Genomic DNA, 16,867 nt, shown 5'->3' with positions numbered 1-16,867 from the left:
AAGGATAAATAAAATCAAAATTTGCAACTAAGGTGTTAAAATACATTTAGAATACTTTTAAAGGGATGATTTATGTGGACGTTATCACTACTGAGCAAGTTGAACAATTAGATGGAAATAAAAAGTATCAATTTAGTGGGACTTATGCAGGAGTTTATCTACCTGTAAGTTCACCAAAGGATTCAAATGAGCATTATATTAACACCCGAATCCTTTTAAAGGATTTAAACATTACAGTAAACAATCAAGTGTTTTTGTTCAATCAAATTGGATGCGTTCCATACAGTAGTTCAATTCAAGAGTTGGGTAATCTCAACGAGGGTGATGCAATCAGTTTCCAAGCTAAAGTTGCCCCGATGAATTATAGTTCTCTACAATCATATAAAATCAATGACAGAAGCGATTATCATGTTGCTGCCCCTTATAATGCAACCAAAAATGGTAAAAGCGGATCTAGGAACAATATCCTAATGGATGAATATTTTCTACCGGGTTATTTTCTAGATAGCAATTATCCCTTAATTGTAAATATGGATGAACTAAATCAATATCCCAAAGCTAAAAGAATCAAAATAAATATGTATAAATCAGACTTTTTTGATGTCCCCTTAGCAAATAGGGGTAAGCGTGAAATATGGGAAACCATGAAGAAGTTTCGTGATGAGAATCCAGATCTTTTTTTTAACGCTAATTTAATTACCGACGAATATGGTAGAGAGTATGATTTTATTAAAGCAAAGAATATTCTTACTAGTGACGAAGAAATTAAGTTATGTTCGCAATTAATCGACTATTTAATGGACGGTGACCCAATCGTGCGCCAATTTTTATCTCCTAAACAAACCGAAGCTTTTGAGGCGGGAGAGTTTGAGTATTTAATACATTCAAAAGAATCACTAATTAACGGGATAAAACGGAATCAAAGGAAATTTAGACATTCTCTAGCCTATTATAATAATAAGGTCATTACTAATAAGGATGTTTGTGATATATTAATTCAGCAACAAAAAACGCAAAATGGTTAAATGTATAAAAAAGCGAGTGATGATTATCACTCGCTTTTAGATTGGTAATATTGATGCTATTCGAATAAAATGGTTTGGTAATATAGACCGTCATGGTAAGTGGTTGCTATGGCCATTTGTGTAGCGTCACTTCTTAAAATATTTTCACGATGTCCCCAGTTTTCCCCGACGGCATCGTTATACATGAATTCGTTAATTATGTTAATTATGGTATCTCTAGGATTATCAGTTGATCCATTATCAGCAATATTTTCTCCCATTACATAATCATTCCATCCGTGTTGTTGAACTAAATTATCTACTTTCCATGTTCCATCACTATTAAAATGACTCATACTATTTGTTTGTTTAACACTTTGAATATTTTCTTGATTTCTTTCTTGAGCTAAAATGTAAAGATGATTATTCCAAGTTAATGTGCTTTGATTATGTTGACTTCTAATATAATTTACATAATTAAGTCCGACATTTTGATTATCAGTATCAGTAATGGTGGTATTATTTTTATTAGGATTTTTTTGTAATCTTAAATCTGAGGCTAAAACCCAATAGGATTTTTTAGTGTTATTAAATTTAATTTTGTAATACATAATTCCCCAGTCACTCATATACTTTTTTATTACTGTACCTTTGGTTTCAGTTTTAATTTCACGAGTTCCATATTGGGTATCAGTTTCATTTGTCGGTAATTGGGTGAATTGTAAACTAGTATTAGATATTTGATAAATTACTTTAGTTCCCTTTTTATAATTTGCGTTAGCCATGTATGGATTGGGATCATATAGTAAATAACGATTTGGAATATTTAAATTGAAATTATTTAGAATTGCATTGGTTACTCTTGGATCCGCATTAGCTAATGGATTGCTATCAGCATGGGCGTTCGTCGCGACTGTACTAAAGGTCAAGACGGTGATCATCACCGTCAAAAAGCTTAAAAGCGTGTTTTTAATTTTCATTGTAAAAATCTCCTTGGTTATTCTATTCGAATAATGTTGTTTGGAAATATTTTCCGTTAGCATAGGTGGTTGCTGTTGCCATTTGGGTGGCATCACTTCTTAAAATGTTTTGACGGTGTCCCCAATTTTCCTCAACAGAATCATTGTATGTTAATTCATTAATCATATTAACAATGGTTGTTTGTGGTGTATCTGAAGAATAGGTGTTAGAAATATTTTCACCTATAACGTAATCGTTCCAGCCATGTTGTTGAATTAGTTGGTCTACTTTCCAACTACCATCGGCATTATAATGGGATTGAGTTCCATTTGTTTCCCAGGTATTAATATTTTCTTGATTACGTTCTTGTGCTAAAGTATAAAGGTGATCATTCCAAGTTAATGGATTTTGTCCGTGTTGATCACGTACGTAATTAATATAGTTTAGTCCAACATTTTGATTATCTGAATCAGTAACATTCGTATTGTTTTTATTGGGGTTCTTTTGTAGGTGTAAATCAGCTGCTAGAACCCAGTAAGCTTTTTTATGATTATTAAATTTGACTTGATAATATACAATTCCCCAATTACTTAATTTCTTTTTAATAACTGTACAATTTGCTATTCCTGTAATGACACGAGTTCCGTATTGTGTATCTGTTTCATTTGTTGGGAATTGTGTGAATTGTAAAGTTGTATTTCCACAAGTATAAATTACTTTAGTTCCTTTTTTATAATTTGCGTTACTCATGTATGGATTGGGGTCATACATTAAATAACGATTTGGTAAATTGGCATTAAAGTTATTTAAAATCGTGTTGATAACTTTTGGATCGCCCCCTGCTAATGGATTGCTATCAGCATGTACGTTCGTCGCTACGGTACTAAAGGTCAAGACGGTGATTATCACCGTCAAAAAGCTTAAAAGCGTGTTTTTAATTTTCATTGTAAAAATCTCCTTGATTATTCTATTCAAATAACATGGTTTGGTAATACATGCCGTGACTATAAGTGGTAGCCATGGCCATTTGGGTGGCGTCACTTCTTAAAATATTATAACGATGTCCCCAGTTTTCAGTAACTGCATCGTTATATGTGAATTCGTTGATCATGTTGATCATTGTATTTGTTGGTGTATCTGATGAGGTAGTAGCTGCAATGTTTTCACCTAATACATAATCATTCCATCCATTTTGTTGAATTAAAGTGTCTACTTTCCAGCTTCCATCAGCGTTAAAGTGTGACATTTCATTATTGTTTTGCCATGTTTGGATATTTTCTTGGTTGCGTTCTTGTGCTAAAGTATAAAGATGGTCATTCCAAGTTAATGGAGTTTGTCCGTGTTGATCACGAATATAGTTAACATAGTTGAGTCCCACGTTTTGATTATCAGCGTTAGTTACTTTTGTATTGTTTTTATTTGGATTTTTTTGAAGCATTAAATCTGATCCTAATACCCAATAAGTTTTTTTAGGACTATTGAATTTAATTTTATAATACATAATTCCCCAGTTGCTCATTTGTTTTTGAATTACGGTTCCTCTAGTATTATCTTTAATTTCACGAATTCCATATTGGGTATCTGTTTCGTTTTCAGGTAATTGAGTAAATTGTAAACTTGTAGTAGAAAGATTATAAATGATTTTGGTTCCCTTTTTATAATTGGCGTTAGGCATATATGGATTGGGATCATACATTAAATAACGGTTTGGTAAATTGGCATTAAAGTTATTTAAGATGGTATTAATAACTTTTGGATCGCCACCTGCTAATGGATTGCTATCAGCATGTACGTTCGTCGCGACGGTGTTAAAGGTCAAGACGGTGATCATCACCGTCAAAAAGCTTAAAAGTGTGTTTTTAATTTTCATTGTAAAAATCTCCTTGATTATCCTATTCGAATAACATGGTTTGGTAATATCCGCCGTGAATATAGGTGGTGGCGATTGCCATTTGGGTAGCGTCAGTTCTTAAAATATTTTTGGCCCCAGTGTTCACCAACGGCATCGTTGTACAGAAACTCATTGATGGTGTTAATCATGGATTCATTAGGGGTGTCTGTTGAAACAACATCAGCGAAAATATTTTCACCAATTACGTCGTCATTCCAGCCATGTTGTTGAATTAAAGTATCAACCTTCCAACTACCATCGGCATTGTAATGAGATTGGGTTCCCGATTTTTGCCAAGTTTGGGCATTTTCTTGATTTCGTTCCTGGGCTAACGTATAAAGATGGTCATTCCAAGTTAATGGTTGTAACCCATGTTGATCACGAACGTAGTTGATATAGTTGAGCCCCACATCTTGGTTTTCGGCATCAGTGACCGTGGTGTTATGTTTATTGGGATTCTTTGTTAGACGTAAATCGGCGGCTAGGACCCAATAGGGATTTTTAATATTATTAAATTTAACTTGATAATAAACAATTCCCCAGTCACTTAATTTCTTTTTGACAATCTTACCATTGGCAATTGCACCAACGTTACGAGTTCCATATTGAGTATCGGTTTCATAGGTCGGAAATTTTTTAAATTGTAAACTGAGGTTTGACTCACCATAAATGACTTTAGTCCCCTTTTTATAATTAGCATTGCTCATATATGGATTCGGATCATAAAGTAAGTAGCGGTTGGTTAAATTGTCATTAAAGTTATTTAAGATCGTGTTGATGACCCGAGGATCCTTGCCGGCTAGTGGATTACTATCAGCATGGGTGGTCGTCGCGACGGTACTAAAGGTCAAGACGGTGATCATCACCGTCAAAAAGCTTACAAGTGTGTTTTTAATTTTCATTGTAAAAATCTCCCTTGTTTATGCAGTTATATAAACGTTTATGTATCAATGTTTCAAAGCATCTGCTATATTTTTAATTATATCATCTAACTTAAATATGTTATAAAATTCAAATAAATATTTGTGATAATATATTATAAAATAATTTTAATCAATCTACTTCGATCCATCAAAATCACATCAGAAAGTTTGTTAAGTAATCTTTTGACAAACAGGTGTGCATTTAAACGAGAATTAAGGATAAATATGTAGTTATATAATTGTTGAATATGAGACTGGACCCCAGAAAAGGCTGGCAAAATTGTACTTATTTTTTAATTTAAAATTTTTATACATCGTAATATACTATTAATTGTAAAAGTTAATTAAAATATCGGAGGAAGCCATATGAAAATAAACAATCTAGTAACGGCATCAATCGTAGGAATAGCTTTATTCACAACTGGAGCATCATTTACATCTGCAAATGCTAGTACTTGGCATAAGGGCGTTCCTAGTGCAATCACTAATGATGAAAAGCACACTTGGTTGAGCAATAAAAAGATCAAAGGAAAGAATAATCTTTATTATCGTACGAATATAAGCTTTAACTATGGGACTGTGGCTGCTGATGCTAGCGTTTTCAAAAATAACGGGAAGGGTTATAAAACTCTGCACTCTGCTTACCCAATCTTAGGGGTTCCATATTATAAGAAAATCGGTAAGAGCACCTACCAATTAAAAGCAACTCACACTCAATCTACATCAGATGCTAAAGATATGATGAAAGTCACTAAAAGTGGCAAACATTTAAAGATTTGGTTGAAAAATACTAAACAATGGAAATTTTTAGGAACTTTTAAATTAGTTAAGGATGAATTTACCTACAAGGTTGATCCTTTCAAATAATCAAAACCCGCCATGAATGTGGCGGGGTTTTTTTATCAACCGCTAGTTTGACAAGCACATTTGTTTAGGTGTAAACTTGAACCAATACTAGGTTTGGTGGCACTATATAGCTACCCGTAGATTTCTGCGTGAGAGGTTAAAGCAGCCTAACCATAAAATGTTTCGTGAGTGAAAATAATTTCATTCCGTAAGTGCTGGACATGCGAACGACAAATACAGCACAATAAACAAAATCTCTGTTAGGGCAATGCCATTGATTGAAAAATCACGAGCTATGAGGGTAAAAATAAGTAGTTCCATAATGATCGTTAATCGAAAATTATGTTGGCTGATGAGCAGAAACCAGGTGAGGCTGGCTGCTTGTAAGGACGTTTTTACTATAATTATAGGAGAAATATTATACATAATTAAGTTTTACTATTTAAAAAAATAATATTGATAAGTGGACTCCGCTTAAGTACGCGGAGTCGTTTAACCAATTTTGTAATAAATGTTATATGTTTTATATCTAATTTTATTACTAATAAATGTTTGTTTCACTTAAGTACAAGTGGATATTGCACTAGCTATTAGTCAATGTGCACAATTAAGGATAATGCACACCAAAATTAAATATGTAACTGTTAAAAAGTAGCTGTAATGTGTTTGCAACTACTTTTTTTGATATCAATTTTAGAAAGGATGCTTCTAATATGAAAACTAAAGATTTCTTAATCGAGCTTCAATGTACTAATGACCCAATTGCCTTTAACAAAATAAAATCCCTATTAGATAATATCATTTTAATAAACAATGAAAGTCCTAATAAAGAGTTCCAACTTTCAAATAATATTGATCAAAATAAGGATTGGAAAAGGTTAATGATTAAAATGAACCTTCTTGCAATCACAAGCAATCATTCTCAATCAGCAACAAAAGTTTTAAAATTTCAATATGAAACACTGCTACTCAAAACTTTCTCGACCAAATTGATTGCACCGAATCGAGTATATGTTAAATGGATGCCAAAAGATCAAATGTATTGTATGAAGAATACTGCATTTAATAAAGCTTTTCGTGGTTATCGAGCGCTTTACAATCATTTTGAAGCCATTAATCATAAAATTGTATTCTATGATAAAGATGAAATCTTAAATAATAGTTTTGATAAATATCCAAAATCAATTACTTATAGCGAATTCGTAAATCGGCTCAACAAGTTGAATAACACTCTTCATTATTCAGAAGAATAGCATTGAGTAACTAGTTCTGGTGAATTTAGGAGCGTTCGATTCGTTCCCTAGCTGTTAAAATTTATAAATCAAAAGGAGTGATAACATGGGAGAAATAAAAATATATACTAGATCAAATTCCAAGACAGTAAATAAACCAAAGGGAAAGTCTTTTACCTATGACTATGTAATTGAATTTGATACAGCAAGTGGTAGTAATCGCTTACGTCAAAGTAGTAAGCATCCGATTAGAAACTCAAATCGAAATCAAATGGCGGTTTATGCACTTTATTATGCATTGATTAAAGCCAGGCAAGATTTTAATCTCAGTAATAATAATTTATACGTAACCACTAATTCAAAGTTTGTCTATAATGCAACAAATTCATGGTTAAACAAGTGGTTAAAGAATAACTTCAATGGTATTCAAAACGCTAAACAGTGGGCAAGCATCGTTAAAATGTTAGCTAGTGCTAATTCATGGAAACTTGAGTTAGTTGATTTCAATCAAGCCCTTAGCCACCATTAAAAAGATCAATCTTCAAATGGGACTGTGGGTTAGGTGCGCCCACAGTCTAAAATCAAATCTGTAAGGATTGAAACATAAATATTTTAGAAAGCAGTGGTAATAATTATGAACCATTGCTTTTTTGAATTAACTGAAGTGCGGCTAGAAAGGCAGCCGCACTAAAACCAATTATGAAAGTTATGAAAGTTATTAATAGAAAGGAAGTTTTATAAATGAACACTAAAGAAGTATTGAATAATATTAACATTACATCTAACCCTAATGAACTACAAACTATTGTAAATGCAGTTGAAAAAATTAAAAATGATAATCAACTAGATAAGAAGCTACTCTGTTCCCCTAATTCAGATAACAGTCCAGCTTGGCATCAACTGTTAACTAAAATGAACATTCTGCCCAGCACTAGTAATTATTCTGGTTCAGCAACTAATATTTTAAAGGATAGATATAAAAAAAGATTATTAGAGTTATTTGAAACTAAGATTGACCATTCAAATGAAGTTAATATTAAAATCAATTCTAGTCGAGATGGTTATTGTATTAAAGATAAGTATTTATTGAATTCATATAGAGGATACTCTTCAGTTCGCCACTATACCAGTCAGATTAAATCATTAATCTCATTTTTTGATAAAGATGAAATCATTAAGATGAAGTTTAATAGCTATCCTAAGGCAATCACATACAAAGAGTTTGTAAATCGATTTAATGCATTGAGTCAACTTGTTCAACAATAATCTAGAATTCAAGGCTAGGTTATTAACAGCTAGTTTCGGCAAATTTAGGAGCGTTCGACTCGTTCCCTAGCTATTAGGTGTGTTCATCCCACCTATCATCAACTCCTTTCCAATTTGATATAGTCTATTATTTGGTTACGGCAGCTAGTTTCGGCAAATCCAGGAGCGTTCGACTCGCTTCCTAGCTATTAGGTGTGTTCATCCCACCTATGATCAGATTCCTTTCTTTTGGACATAGTTTATTATTTGGTTACGGCAGCTAGTTTCGGCAAATCCAGGAGCGTTCGACTCGCTTCCTAGCTATTAGGTGTGTTCATCCCACCTATGATCAGATTCCTTTCTTTTGGACATAGTTTATTATTTGGTTACGGCAGCTAGTTTCGGCAAATCCAGGAGCGTTCGACTCGCTTCCTAGCTATTAGGTGTGTTCATCCCACCTATGATCAGATTCCTTTCTTTTGGACATAGTTTATTATTTGGTTACGGCAGCTAGTTTCGGCAAATTTAGGAGCGTTCGACTCGCTTCCTAGCTATTAGGTGTGTTCATCCCACCTATGATCAGATTCCTTTCTTTTGGACATAGTTTATTATTTGGTTACGGCAGCTAGTTTCGGCAAATTTAGGAGCGTTCGACTCGTTCCCTAGCTATTAGGTGTGAACTCCCACCTATAATTAGACTCCTATTTCATAGCAATTACTATTTGATTATGGCAGCTAGTTTCGGCAAATTCAGGAACGTTCGACTCGTTCCCTAGCTATTAGGTGTGAACTCCCACCTATAATTAGACTCCTATTTATAGCAATTACTATTTGATTACGGCAGCTAGTTTCGGCAATTTAGGAACGTTCGACTCGTTCCCTAGCTATTTTTAAATATAAAAGCACGTCATCTGATTTTTCGGATAACGTGCTTTTATTTTTTATTCTACCATTAAATTAATATCATTTAACGTTCGTTGCTATTTAGTAGCTCCATATACTTCCTTTGCAATTCCGAATGCTGACCATGCTTTAGGCCAACCAACGTAAAAGGAGAGGTGGGTGATCATTTCAGAAATTTCCTCTTGGGTAATGCCGTTGTTTTTACCAATCGTCATGTGGGGCTTCAACTGAGCGAAGTTACCACCTGAAATCAAAGCGGAAATCGTGATCATGCTCCGATCATGTGCGGAGAGTTTATCCGTTCTGGACCAAACTTCCCCAAATAAAACATCATCGTTCAATTCAGCGAACTTAGGAGCAAAATCACCTAAGTTATCGTGTCCAGCAGTTTGTTTAGCCATTATGCATTATCCTTTCCCTGCTTAAACGCAGCTTCAAATTGTTCGTCTGAAACGGCTTCGAGCCATTCTGGAGTCCCAGTGGTGATTGCAACGTGGGCAAACCAACTATCTGGGGTAGCGCCGTGCCAGTGCTTAACACCATCGTGAGTAACAACAACGTCGCCTGGATGAAGTAGTCGCGCAGGCTTACCAGCTTCTTGATAAAGGCCCTCACCACCTGTGACCAACAAGATTTGGTAGCCATCGTGGTGAATATGCCAGTTATTCCGACAACCTGGTTCAAAAGTAACATTTCCAACGCCTACATTAACTTCTTTTTCAGGGCTCACCAATCCATTTAAGTAACTTTGGCCCGTAAAATATTTTGCGTATGCATCATTTTTGGCCCCTAAACCGAATAGGCCACCGTTTTGTTTAACATCTTCATTTTTTGCCATTATTCAACATCTCCCTAATTATTAAATCGTTGTAAGTAGTGTTCAAAATCTTCTGAGACAGTATGATTGAGCTTACCATCATACCAATCGATCTTATGCGATAACACGACCAGATTGGCTTGCATCTCACGGATTTGAGATAAACTACGGGCTTTGACTGATGCCAATAGTTTACGTCGTTCCGAAATCGTCCCATCCCCCTGTGCCCGTAAATGGACATAGCGTTTGATTTCTTCCATCGACATCCCAGTCCCCTTGAGGTGCAGTAAAAAGCCGATCCACTTAACATCTTGTTCAGTATAGTAGCGGCGGTCACGCTCATCGCGATCTGGTACAATCAAATGCTCTCTTTCGTAATATCTCAGTGTATAGGTAGTCAGGCCAACTAAGTTAGCGAATTCGCCAATTGAATATCTTTGCATTGCAAAACTTCCTTTAATCAATTGATTAGTTTTAATTTACCACTTATAGTTAACTTTAAGTCAAGGATAAAGGACTAAAAAAAGCCGCTTCATTCGAAGTGGCTTTAAATCAATTGTTCCGTTCATATAAGTAGTACTTTAGAACGTATTGTTGAACAGAAGACGTATATTTTAAAACCGTCGCAGTATCAACTAGGTGGTAGTAACGTCGCAACGTTTTATTGGATAATTTCTTTAACGAGCGTTTCGTGGCGCTGCCAGGTTGATCAGGCGGTAATGAGATCGTCAACACAAATTTATTTTTTAATGAACGGAGCTGTTGGCCCTGTGAATGTTTCATTGGTGGATAGTCCAAATTATTTTGCACAAAGTACTTGGAATGGGGAAGCGTGCCCAAAGTAGTATATAAACTCACGTCAATCGTCCGATACGCCAGCAATGAACGGTCACTACTACGGTTAATCAGCTTAGCGAAGCGTTGCTGATATGGCACCGTTGCTTGATGATAAACACTATAAATTTCATTATGCGGATATAGTTTTGAATAACGATAATTATGGTTGGTAGCTAATAAACCACATGCTGAAAGTATCACTAATAGGCAAATCAAAAATGGATTTTCAATTACCATCTTAGGAAGTCCCCTTTGCAACAAACTTCCGATAATCACCACAATCAAAATGCTAAAAACAGAAATTAAAGTGTAATAATAAGTGGCCGTTACCTTTACGGTAATAATCGATAATGTTTCCAAAACTAAACTGGTCAACAGTGCACTTTTAATCGTCCAGTTTACCTTTGGTAAAATTAAAATTGCTAGCATCGTTGCCAATACGATTATTTCGACCCATCGGGCGACCACATCAGTTTGCGGTAATTTAATCAATTGGGTTAGATCAAAATTACTGTGTTGATAGTATTTTACGTTGAACCAAAAGTAGACCTTCAACATTGTAAGTAAACTACCGTGCAATTGATACAAAATAAGTATTGGTAACGTAACGACTGCATACCCCAAGAATCCCCATCCCATCAATTTCAGCAGATCTCGGTATCGTTTTTGCAATAGGTAGGCAATCATTAGCACCAATCCAATCCCAAACCATGGAAATAAAAAGGTGTACTTGATCCAAAATGCGACCCCTACAAAGCATCCCTGAATAAACAAAGTGGACTTAGTAAATTTTAGGTCTTGATGTTTGAGCAACTGATAAATCATTAATAGTAAAAATGGAATCACAATGCTCTCTGGAGTATCACCATGTTGGAAGAAATATTCATTGAACATCAGTGGGATTATAAACAAACTCAATGGATATGCTAAGCGGCGACGCATGAAATGATTCAAGATGCAATAGGATAACACTAAATCAAGGCACAGCAAAAGCGATTCTAGTCCGTAGATTAAAATAAACGAACGATAACTAATTAATGCGTTCAATGAATATAACAGATAAATTAGCGGGCCCCGATTATCAAATAAATTTTGGTATGGCATTAAACCATGCAAGAACCCCTTTCCAACGGTCATCATTATGTTGGCGTCTGGAGATGGGTTGGTTGCATAGAGTGGTGAAGAAGTAGATAAAAAAAGCATTAGGAAGAAACTCACCAATAACGTCCCAAGTAAAGTTGGCCAGTTCAGCCCTGTGTATTGTCGTTTCATTAATTCAAATCTCCAAATTTTAAATATCAACCTTATTATAATCTAAAATACCGCTAGTTGTCTTTACTTTCATTAAGACGGATTTATAATTAGTTGTTAAGTATTTTTTGTAATTGAAAGGAAGCTAAGTATGAGAATTGGAATTACTGCAGACATCAATATGGATGTTACCCCGAATTTTAGAATGACTAGGTCCCACATTGCTCAACGGACCTTGGTCAACGCCCTAACCGAAAATGGCATCGTGCCAGTTGTATTCCCAGTCGTTAAACCAGAAATGGCGCCAGAATTACTCGAAACTGTCGATGGCATTATCTTTACCGGGGGCGCCGATGTATCACCGATCCTATATAATGAAGAACCAGCCGTCAATAGCGGGATCTCATATTTACCCCGTGATTATTTTGAAATGCAGTTAGTTAAATCCGCCATTGAAATGGGCAAACCGATTTTAGCTATTTGTCGGGGACTACAAATTGTCAACGTTACCCTTGGTGGGACCCTATACCAAGACCTAAACAGCCAGTTTCAAGCAACTGACAATCCGTTAATTCAGCATACCCAAAAATCAATCGGCTTCATGCCAACCCATCACATTAACGTTGATAAAAACAGTCAATTAGCCAAAAGTATTGGCACCCATCCCCTCGTTAACACATTTCACCATCAAGCAGCTAAGCAAGTCGCCCCTGCCCTTCACATCACAGCAACCGCTCCTGATGGGGTCATCGAAGGGTTAGAGAACGATGATGCTTCAGTCCAATGTGTTCAATGGCATCCAGAAAACATCTGGAAACACATGCCCGAAGAAAACCAATTATTTAAAGACTTTTTCCAACGCGCTCAAAAAATGAGCCATTAGTTTCGTAAAATGTTCATAAAGCATTGATATGGTCGCACTTTTCTTGTATAATTCTTTTTTGTAATATATTAAGGAGTGTTTAATTATTATTCAACCCGACAAAAATATCGAGCAGTATCATGCTAAAAACAACCGCAAAAATAAGATTTTACATTTTTTATACTATTTTATTGCCATTTGGATCGTTCCTAGTTACCTCGAATTTCTCCATGTTGGTGGAATGAATTTTCCACTGATCTCAATCGTATTATTCCTCACCGTTGCCACGTTTGGAATCATCCATCGTCAACACCTTACGATTACTGGTAACAAAATGTCTGGCACCTTTTTATTCACTTGGGCGATTCTTTGTATCCTAAATTTTGCAATTAATTTATTGAATAATACGATGATATCTACGTTAGGCAACCAAACACAAGAATTTGAAATTGGCTATCTAATCGGATTAGGCTGTTTTGCGATATTCTTATCATACGCAATGACCATCCTAATCTTCTATGAACCAAAAGCATAAAATGATAACGAAAAACGTTTGACTAAATTTGTAATCAATAGTATTATAATAAGCGAAGACAAACATATGTTCGTTCTATCTATAATAAAAAAGATGATTTTCCTCCCCCAAGGTTAATCATCTTTTTTATTTGACCTCAATTTTCAAAGCAGCATAACCAAATTTAAATTTTAATTCTGGATCAGCAATGTAAACTTGAAAGCCTGGCTTTTTACTAAATTCCACCGCTAACTTATGAATTTGCCGTCTGGAGTTCACCATTAAAATCTTGCCACTACCATCCTTTTGGATCAACCTCGCCACTTCATTACAAATCGCAATTCTACGCTTATGGTTAGTAATATAAAGCTCGGTTTGCTTACTATAATTACCAGTAATCACATCAAAGCTATCATCTGGAAATGGTAGCGAGGTAATGTCTCCTCGCATAACATTAACACGATCGCCAACCCGACGCTTATAAACATTATCACGCGCATGGTTAGCAGTGCCTTGATAAGCATCTTCGATTCCAGTAATTTTACCATTTAAAGCGGCCTTGGCTAAACGAATGGTTGAATAACCAGTTCCTACACTTAAATCAAGCCCCGTTCTTACTGACAATAATTCTTGGTCGGTCAAAAGGCTGTTAATGATTTGAAACTTCCGAAATGTTTTAATTACCGCTAATACCGAAATCAATAAAAAGATTATTACTAGCCACCATAACTTCTTAAAATCAGAAGCCGATAATACAATTGCAGAAATAACTCCAGTATAGAACCAGTACGGATCATCTAGCCCATACATATATAGTTTTTTTATCATTTTTAATCACTCTCATTTATACTATTATTATTCTATGATAACAAATTATTTTCCATTGCACCAAAAAAGCCACTACTAAAATGTAGTGACCATGATTTTTAATAATGTTATTTAATACTAGTTAAATCAGATTGAGCAAGCCATTTGTGATTCTTATAAACGGTACTACTATTCGTCGCCTTGAAATCAACCATGTAGGCAGGGCCCTTCTTGATTGAAACAATCTTACCCTTGGCACCCTTCATTCCACTCATGTGATCGGCTTCAACGGTAATTTTGGTGCCAACCTTTAGTTGACCCTTTTTAGCTGTCTTAATTTCTTTATCAACTACGTACTGATGGTTCTTAACTTCAGATCCACCGTTCGTAGGGGTGAAGTCAATGGTATAAAGATCAGTATCGTATGCACCCGTAACTGTGGCAGTGGCTCCCTTCATGCCAGGCATATGGCTAGCCTTAATCCTTACCTTAGTGCCCTTTGGGTACTTGGCATTTTTGGCGGTTTTAAGTCCCTTTGGAGCCTTGCCACCATTCGTTTTCATTGTCATTGAGCTCATATCCATTCCGCTCATGCTACTTGAGCTGCTCTTCATCGAGCTCATATTCATTGATGAACTGCTCATCTTTGAACTGGAATGACCACTCATTGCATTAGCCCCTGCTGGAACAACTAATAATGCTGATAATGCTACAGCTGCGATTCCAACAACCATCTTTTTACTGTTCATTAAGATCAACTCCCATGCTATTAAATTAATTTACGTTTACCATTGTAGACTATTGAAATTTCAGTTGCAAATATGTTGTACACAATCTTTAAGGATAGTTCTAACCTTAGACGAATGTCTATATCCATGTTAAAATGAACCAGAATTAAATATTAATGGAGGAATTAATTTATGAATTACAAAAATGCACTAGTAGCATTAGCTGCTACTGTCACATTGGGAATAACTCCTGCATTAGCAGGTGTAAATGCAAATGCAGCTAGCACCCAAAAAAATAGTAAGAAGACTAGCAAGATTATTAGTAAGAAAACTAGTAAAAAGACTAGTACAACTACTCCAAAGGCATCTTCATCATATTGGACAAAAACTGCTAGATATGTTGAAACAACTAAGGATGTCAAAGGATACGTTGGTAAACTTGTTACCCAAACAGTTAATGGCCAAAAAACAAAAGGGGTTGTTTTGACCAAAAAAACTAAAACAATCAAAAAGGGATACAAATCCTTTATTATAAGAAGTAATAACGTTTGGATGTTTGTTAAGGTTGATAAAAAGAATGTTCCTACCTACTACATCATAAATGATTCTAAACTAACAAATAGCTCAAGTTGGTTGAAGGTAACTAAACAAGCTACTAGTTCTACTACCAATAATAATAGTAGTAGTAACAATAGTAGTAAAAACACTAGTAATAATTCATCAAATAACACTAACAGCACCAACAACAAACAAGTCGTTACAGTAAGTAGTAATTACCAAACCGTTACTCCTGACATTTACCAAGCAACTGACTATGGTAATGCATACCTAGCATTTAATTCCAAGGCATACACCGCTAATGGTGTTACCATTAATCCTGGTGATCAATACCAAGTTAAGGCTATTAATACTGGAAGTTCCCTTCTATACCAACTCCAAATGGGTGGTCAAACGGTAACTGTTCCTGAATCAAATGATCTCCAATTCACTAACATTAATGTTTTCCCATATACTAGTACATCTTCAAGCAATAGCTCAAGCTCAAGCTCATCAACTACTTACTATCTTTCTAAGTATGCTCCTGATTCATCAGATGCAAAGGTATCTAGCACATTCAAAGCATCGAATGGTACTTTATGGTATGTAGTAAAGAATGCTTCAGATAAAACTCCTACTAACATTTACGTTTTCATCTCTGACCAAAACAAATGGGTTAAGCAAAGCGTAAGTAACGGTCAAATTGTTTACGACTACAAATAAGCAAAATTAAAAGAGGCTCTGATTTAAAATCAGCACCTCTTTTTTTATACATATTTTTATTCAGACGCTTCGATCGCACCAGCAATGTCATCCTTTGAGAAATCATGATTCTTAAATTCGGCATTGTTAACTGGTAGAGATTGGTCTAGATTTTCAAACACTTGAATTTCAGCTGCACCATTAAAGCCAGTGAAATCAAGGATGTGTCCACCTTGTGAGAGATCATCCGCTAAGAAGTGGCTATGAAAGCCCCCTACGGCAACCCCGTTGAACAATTGAGGAGAGTAATAAGCAACCACGGTCCCAGTTTTATCAGCTCCATCAAAGACGTGTTGCTTCCCGGCACATTCAGCTAAGGTTGGGTATGGCTTTTCTTGCTTGTAGATCGAACGGGTCTTCATGGTCTTGAAAGTGCCATGAAGCTGAATTGAAAAGAAGCTGTTTTCCAAGCCCCCTGCACTAAGGATTGCTTCTGGAAACTTAGCAAAGTCTAAATCAGTAAACTGCTTAAAAGGCTTGTAATCAGCAAAGTGCATGTTCCCGAATGGCAGTGTAAAACTACTGTCTAGCTTGTTGACGTTGCCTGCCCCATCAATTTGGTAAGGAGTGCCATCAACAACTATCAATTCGCCATCAAGACCCTCTCCCGTTCCGATTCCAGTATCACCATGTTTCATAAATTCGTCCATTTTAATAGTTCCATCAAAAAGACCAGGAACTAGAAGGGCTAATGTTCCGTGTTGAAATAATGTTTTGGTATCTTTCATTTCAAATCCTCCTAATTTAA

General features: G+C 35.4%; 19 protein-coding genes. 8 read left to right on the top strand and 11 right to left on the bottom strand.

Going from position 1 to position 16,867, the window contains the following annotated elements; all coding sequences use genetic code 11:
- The first annotated feature begins 74 nt into the window (after positions 1-74).
- The gene (locus ACSYTJ_RS00985; RefSeq protein WP_491719928.1) at positions 75-1,025 is read left to right on the top strand and encodes a hypothetical protein; all 951 of its coding nucleotides are present in this window, start codon (positions 75-77) and stop codon (positions 1,023-1,025) included.
- Positions 1,026-1,081: 56 nt separating this feature from the next.
- Here ACSYTJ_RS00985 and ACSYTJ_RS00980 read toward each other — a convergent pair whose 3' ends face one another.
- The 4 genes from ACSYTJ_RS00980 to ACSYTJ_RS00965 form a co-directional block, all read right to left on the bottom strand.
- Positions 1,082-1,984 (bottom strand): CAP domain-containing protein, encoded by a 903-nt coding sequence (locus ACSYTJ_RS00980; protein ID WP_491719927.1) that lies wholly within the window; start codon positions 1,982-1,984, stop codon positions 1,082-1,084.
- Positions 1,985-2,006: 22 nt separating this feature from the next.
- Entirely contained in the window at positions 2,007-2,909 is a 903-nt protein-coding gene (locus tag ACSYTJ_RS00975) for a CAP domain-containing protein (RefSeq protein ID WP_491719926.1), read from the bottom strand.
- Between the two features lie 22 nt (positions 2,910-2,931).
- Complete coding sequence (locus tag ACSYTJ_RS00970; protein WP_491719925.1) at positions 2,932-3,834, bottom strand: CAP domain-containing protein; 903 nt, start codon at positions 3,832-3,834, stop codon at positions 2,932-2,934.
- Between the two features lie 92 nt (positions 3,835-3,926).
- Entirely contained in the window at positions 3,927-4,757 is an 831-nt protein-coding gene (locus tag ACSYTJ_RS00965; protein ID WP_491719924.1) for a CAP domain-containing protein, read from the bottom strand.
- A gap of 387 nt (positions 4,758-5,144) precedes the next feature.
- Between ACSYTJ_RS00965 and ACSYTJ_RS00960 the strand changes: the two genes are divergently transcribed.
- The 4 genes from ACSYTJ_RS00960 (at position 5,145) to ACSYTJ_RS00945 (ending at position 8,122) form a co-directional block, all read left to right on the top strand.
- Positions 5,145-5,645: a hypothetical protein gene (locus ACSYTJ_RS00960; protein WP_491719923.1), complete on the top strand. Its 501-nt coding sequence runs from the start codon at positions 5,145-5,147 to the stop codon at positions 5,643-5,645.
- A 692-nt stretch (positions 5,646-6,337) separates the two neighbouring features.
- On the top strand, positions 6,338-6,877 hold the full coding sequence (locus tag ACSYTJ_RS00955; RefSeq protein WP_491719922.1) for a hypothetical protein: 540 nt from the start codon (positions 6,338-6,340) through the stop codon (positions 6,875-6,877).
- An 85-nt stretch (positions 6,878-6,962) separates the two neighbouring features.
- Positions 6,963-7,385 (top strand): ribonuclease H family protein, encoded by a 423-nt coding sequence (locus ACSYTJ_RS00950; protein ID WP_491717005.1) that lies wholly within the window; start codon positions 6,963-6,965, stop codon positions 7,383-7,385.
- A gap of 212 nt (positions 7,386-7,597) precedes the next feature.
- Positions 7,598-8,122: a hypothetical protein gene (locus ACSYTJ_RS00945; protein ID WP_491717004.1), complete on the top strand. Its 525-nt coding sequence runs from the start codon at positions 7,598-7,600 to the stop codon at positions 8,120-8,122.
- Between the two features lie 959 nt (positions 8,123-9,081).
- Here the strand turns inward: ACSYTJ_RS00945 and ACSYTJ_RS00940 are convergent.
- The 4 genes from ACSYTJ_RS00940 to ACSYTJ_RS00925 all read right to left on the bottom strand — a co-directional run bounded on the left by ACSYTJ_RS00940 (position 9,082) and on the right by ACSYTJ_RS00925 (position 11,930).
- Positions 9,082-9,405 carry a carboxymuconolactone decarboxylase family protein gene (locus ACSYTJ_RS00940; RefSeq protein WP_491717003.1) on the bottom strand — a complete coding sequence of 108 codons (324 nt, stop codon included), beginning with the start codon at positions 9,403-9,405 and terminating at the stop codon, positions 9,082-9,084.
- On the bottom strand, positions 9,405-9,842 hold the full coding sequence (locus tag ACSYTJ_RS00935) for a cupin domain-containing protein (protein ID WP_491719921.1): 438 nt from the start codon (positions 9,840-9,842) through the stop codon (positions 9,405-9,407). The genes ACSYTJ_RS00940 and ACSYTJ_RS00935 overlap by 1 nt, the downstream gene beginning before the upstream one ends.
- A gap of 14 nt (positions 9,843-9,856) precedes the next feature.
- A complete protein-coding gene (locus ACSYTJ_RS00930; RefSeq protein ID WP_491719920.1) occupies positions 9,857-10,264 on the bottom strand; it encodes a MerR family transcriptional regulator in 408 nt (135 codons plus the stop codon).
- A 109-nt stretch (positions 10,265-10,373) separates the two neighbouring features.
- Complete coding sequence (locus ACSYTJ_RS00925; protein ID WP_491719919.1) at positions 10,374-11,930, bottom strand: hypothetical protein; 1,557 nt, start codon at positions 11,928-11,930, stop codon at positions 10,374-10,376.
- A gap of 130 nt (positions 11,931-12,060) precedes the next feature.
- Between ACSYTJ_RS00925 and ACSYTJ_RS00920 the strand changes: the two genes are divergently transcribed.
- Positions 12,061-12,792: a gamma-glutamyl-gamma-aminobutyrate hydrolase family protein gene (locus tag ACSYTJ_RS00920; protein ID WP_491719918.1), complete on the top strand. Its 732-nt coding sequence runs from the start codon at positions 12,061-12,063 to the stop codon at positions 12,790-12,792.
- A 220-nt stretch (positions 12,793-13,012) separates the two neighbouring features.
- Positions 13,013-13,306: a hypothetical protein gene (locus tag ACSYTJ_RS00915; protein WP_491716998.1), complete on the top strand. Its 294-nt coding sequence runs from the start codon at positions 13,013-13,015 to the stop codon at positions 13,304-13,306.
- A gap of 126 nt (positions 13,307-13,432) precedes the next feature.
- Here the strand turns inward: ACSYTJ_RS00915 and ACSYTJ_RS00910 are convergent, their stop codons facing one another.
- On the bottom strand, positions 13,433-14,113 hold the full coding sequence (locus ACSYTJ_RS00910) for a class I SAM-dependent methyltransferase (protein ID WP_491719917.1): 681 nt from the start codon (positions 14,111-14,113) through the stop codon (positions 13,433-13,435).
- A 107-nt stretch (positions 14,114-14,220) separates the two neighbouring features.
- A complete protein-coding gene (locus ACSYTJ_RS00905; RefSeq protein WP_491719916.1) occupies positions 14,221-14,841 on the bottom strand; it encodes a YdhK family protein in 621 nt (206 codons plus the stop codon).
- A 171-nt stretch (positions 14,842-15,012) separates the two neighbouring features.
- Here ACSYTJ_RS00905 and ACSYTJ_RS00900 point away from each other — a divergent pair, with 171 nt between their 5' ends.
- Positions 15,013-16,080, top strand: a complete 1,068-nt coding sequence (locus tag ACSYTJ_RS00900; RefSeq protein WP_491719915.1) for a hypothetical protein — start codon at positions 15,013-15,015, stop codon at positions 16,078-16,080.
- Between the two features lie 56 nt (positions 16,081-16,136).
- Here the strand turns inward: ACSYTJ_RS00900 and budA are convergent, their stop codons facing one another.
- Positions 16,137-16,847, bottom strand: coding sequence for an acetolactate decarboxylase (gene budA, locus ACSYTJ_RS00895; protein ID WP_491716994.1), 711 nt, complete (start codon positions 16,845-16,847; stop codon positions 16,137-16,139).
- Between the last annotated feature and the right edge of the window lie 20 nt (positions 16,848-16,867).

The sequence above is a fragment of the Nicoliella sp. ESL1113 genome (genome assembly GCF_058509245.1).
Note: the sequence above shows the minus strand (reverse complement) of the source record. Positions and strands in the feature narration are given on the sequence as shown.

Excerpts from the sequence above, each read along its gene's own strand:
- ACSYTJ_RS00980 (WP_491719927.1), bottom strand. The coding sequence starts at position 1,984 with ATGAAAATTAAAAACACGCTTTTAAGCTTTTTGACGGTGATGATCACC.
- ACSYTJ_RS00975 (WP_491719926.1), bottom strand. The coding sequence starts at position 2,909 with ATGAAAATTAAAAACACGCTTTTAAGCTTTTTGACGGTGATAATCACC.
- ACSYTJ_RS00970 (WP_491719925.1), bottom strand. The coding sequence starts at position 3,834 with ATGAAAATTAAAAACACACTTTTAAGCTTTTTGACGGTGATGATCACC.
- ACSYTJ_RS00965 (WP_491719924.1), bottom strand. The coding sequence starts at position 4,757 with ATGAAAATTAAAAACACACTTGTAAGCTTTTTGACGGTGATGATCACC.
- ACSYTJ_RS00960 (WP_491719923.1), top strand. The coding sequence starts at position 5,145 with ATGAAAATAAACAATCTAGTAACGGCATCAATCGTAGGAATAGCTTTA.
- ACSYTJ_RS00955 (WP_491719922.1), top strand. The coding sequence starts at position 6,338 with ATGAAAACTAAAGATTTCTTAATCGAGCTTCAATGTACTAATGACCCA.
- ACSYTJ_RS00950 (WP_491717005.1), top strand. The coding sequence starts at position 6,963 with ATGGGAGAAATAAAAATATATACTAGATCAAATTCCAAGACAGTAAAT.
- ACSYTJ_RS00945 (WP_491717004.1), top strand. The coding sequence starts at position 7,598 with ATGAACACTAAAGAAGTATTGAATAATATTAACATTACATCTAACCCT.
- ACSYTJ_RS00940 (WP_491717003.1), bottom strand. The coding sequence starts at position 9,405 with ATGGCTAAACAAACTGCTGGACACGATAACTTAGGTGATTTTGCTCCT.
- ACSYTJ_RS00935 (WP_491719921.1), bottom strand. The coding sequence starts at position 9,842 with ATGGCAAAAAATGAAGATGTTAAACAAAACGGTGGCCTATTCGGTTTA.
- ACSYTJ_RS00930 (WP_491719920.1), bottom strand. The coding sequence starts at position 10,264 with ATGCAAAGATATTCAATTGGCGAATTCGCTAACTTAGTTGGCCTGACT.
- ACSYTJ_RS00925 (WP_491719919.1), bottom strand. The coding sequence starts at position 11,930 with ATGAAACGACAATACACAGGGCTGAACTGGCCAACTTTACTTGGGACG.
- ACSYTJ_RS00920 (WP_491719918.1), top strand. The coding sequence starts at position 12,061 with ATGAGAATTGGAATTACTGCAGACATCAATATGGATGTTACCCCGAAT.
- ACSYTJ_RS00915 (WP_491716998.1), top strand. The coding sequence starts at position 13,013 with ATGAATTTTCCACTGATCTCAATCGTATTATTCCTCACCGTTGCCACG.
- ACSYTJ_RS00910 (WP_491719917.1), bottom strand. The coding sequence starts at position 14,113 with ATGATAAAAAAACTATATATGTATGGGCTAGATGATCCGTACTGGTTC.
- ACSYTJ_RS00905 (WP_491719916.1), bottom strand. The coding sequence starts at position 14,841 with ATGAACAGTAAAAAGATGGTTGTTGGAATCGCAGCTGTAGCATTATCA.
- ACSYTJ_RS00900 (WP_491719915.1), top strand. The coding sequence starts at position 15,013 with ATGAATTACAAAAATGCACTAGTAGCATTAGCTGCTACTGTCACATTG.
- budA (WP_491716994.1), bottom strand. The coding sequence starts at position 16,847 with ATGAAAGATACCAAAACATTATTTCAACACGGAACATTAGCCCTTCTA.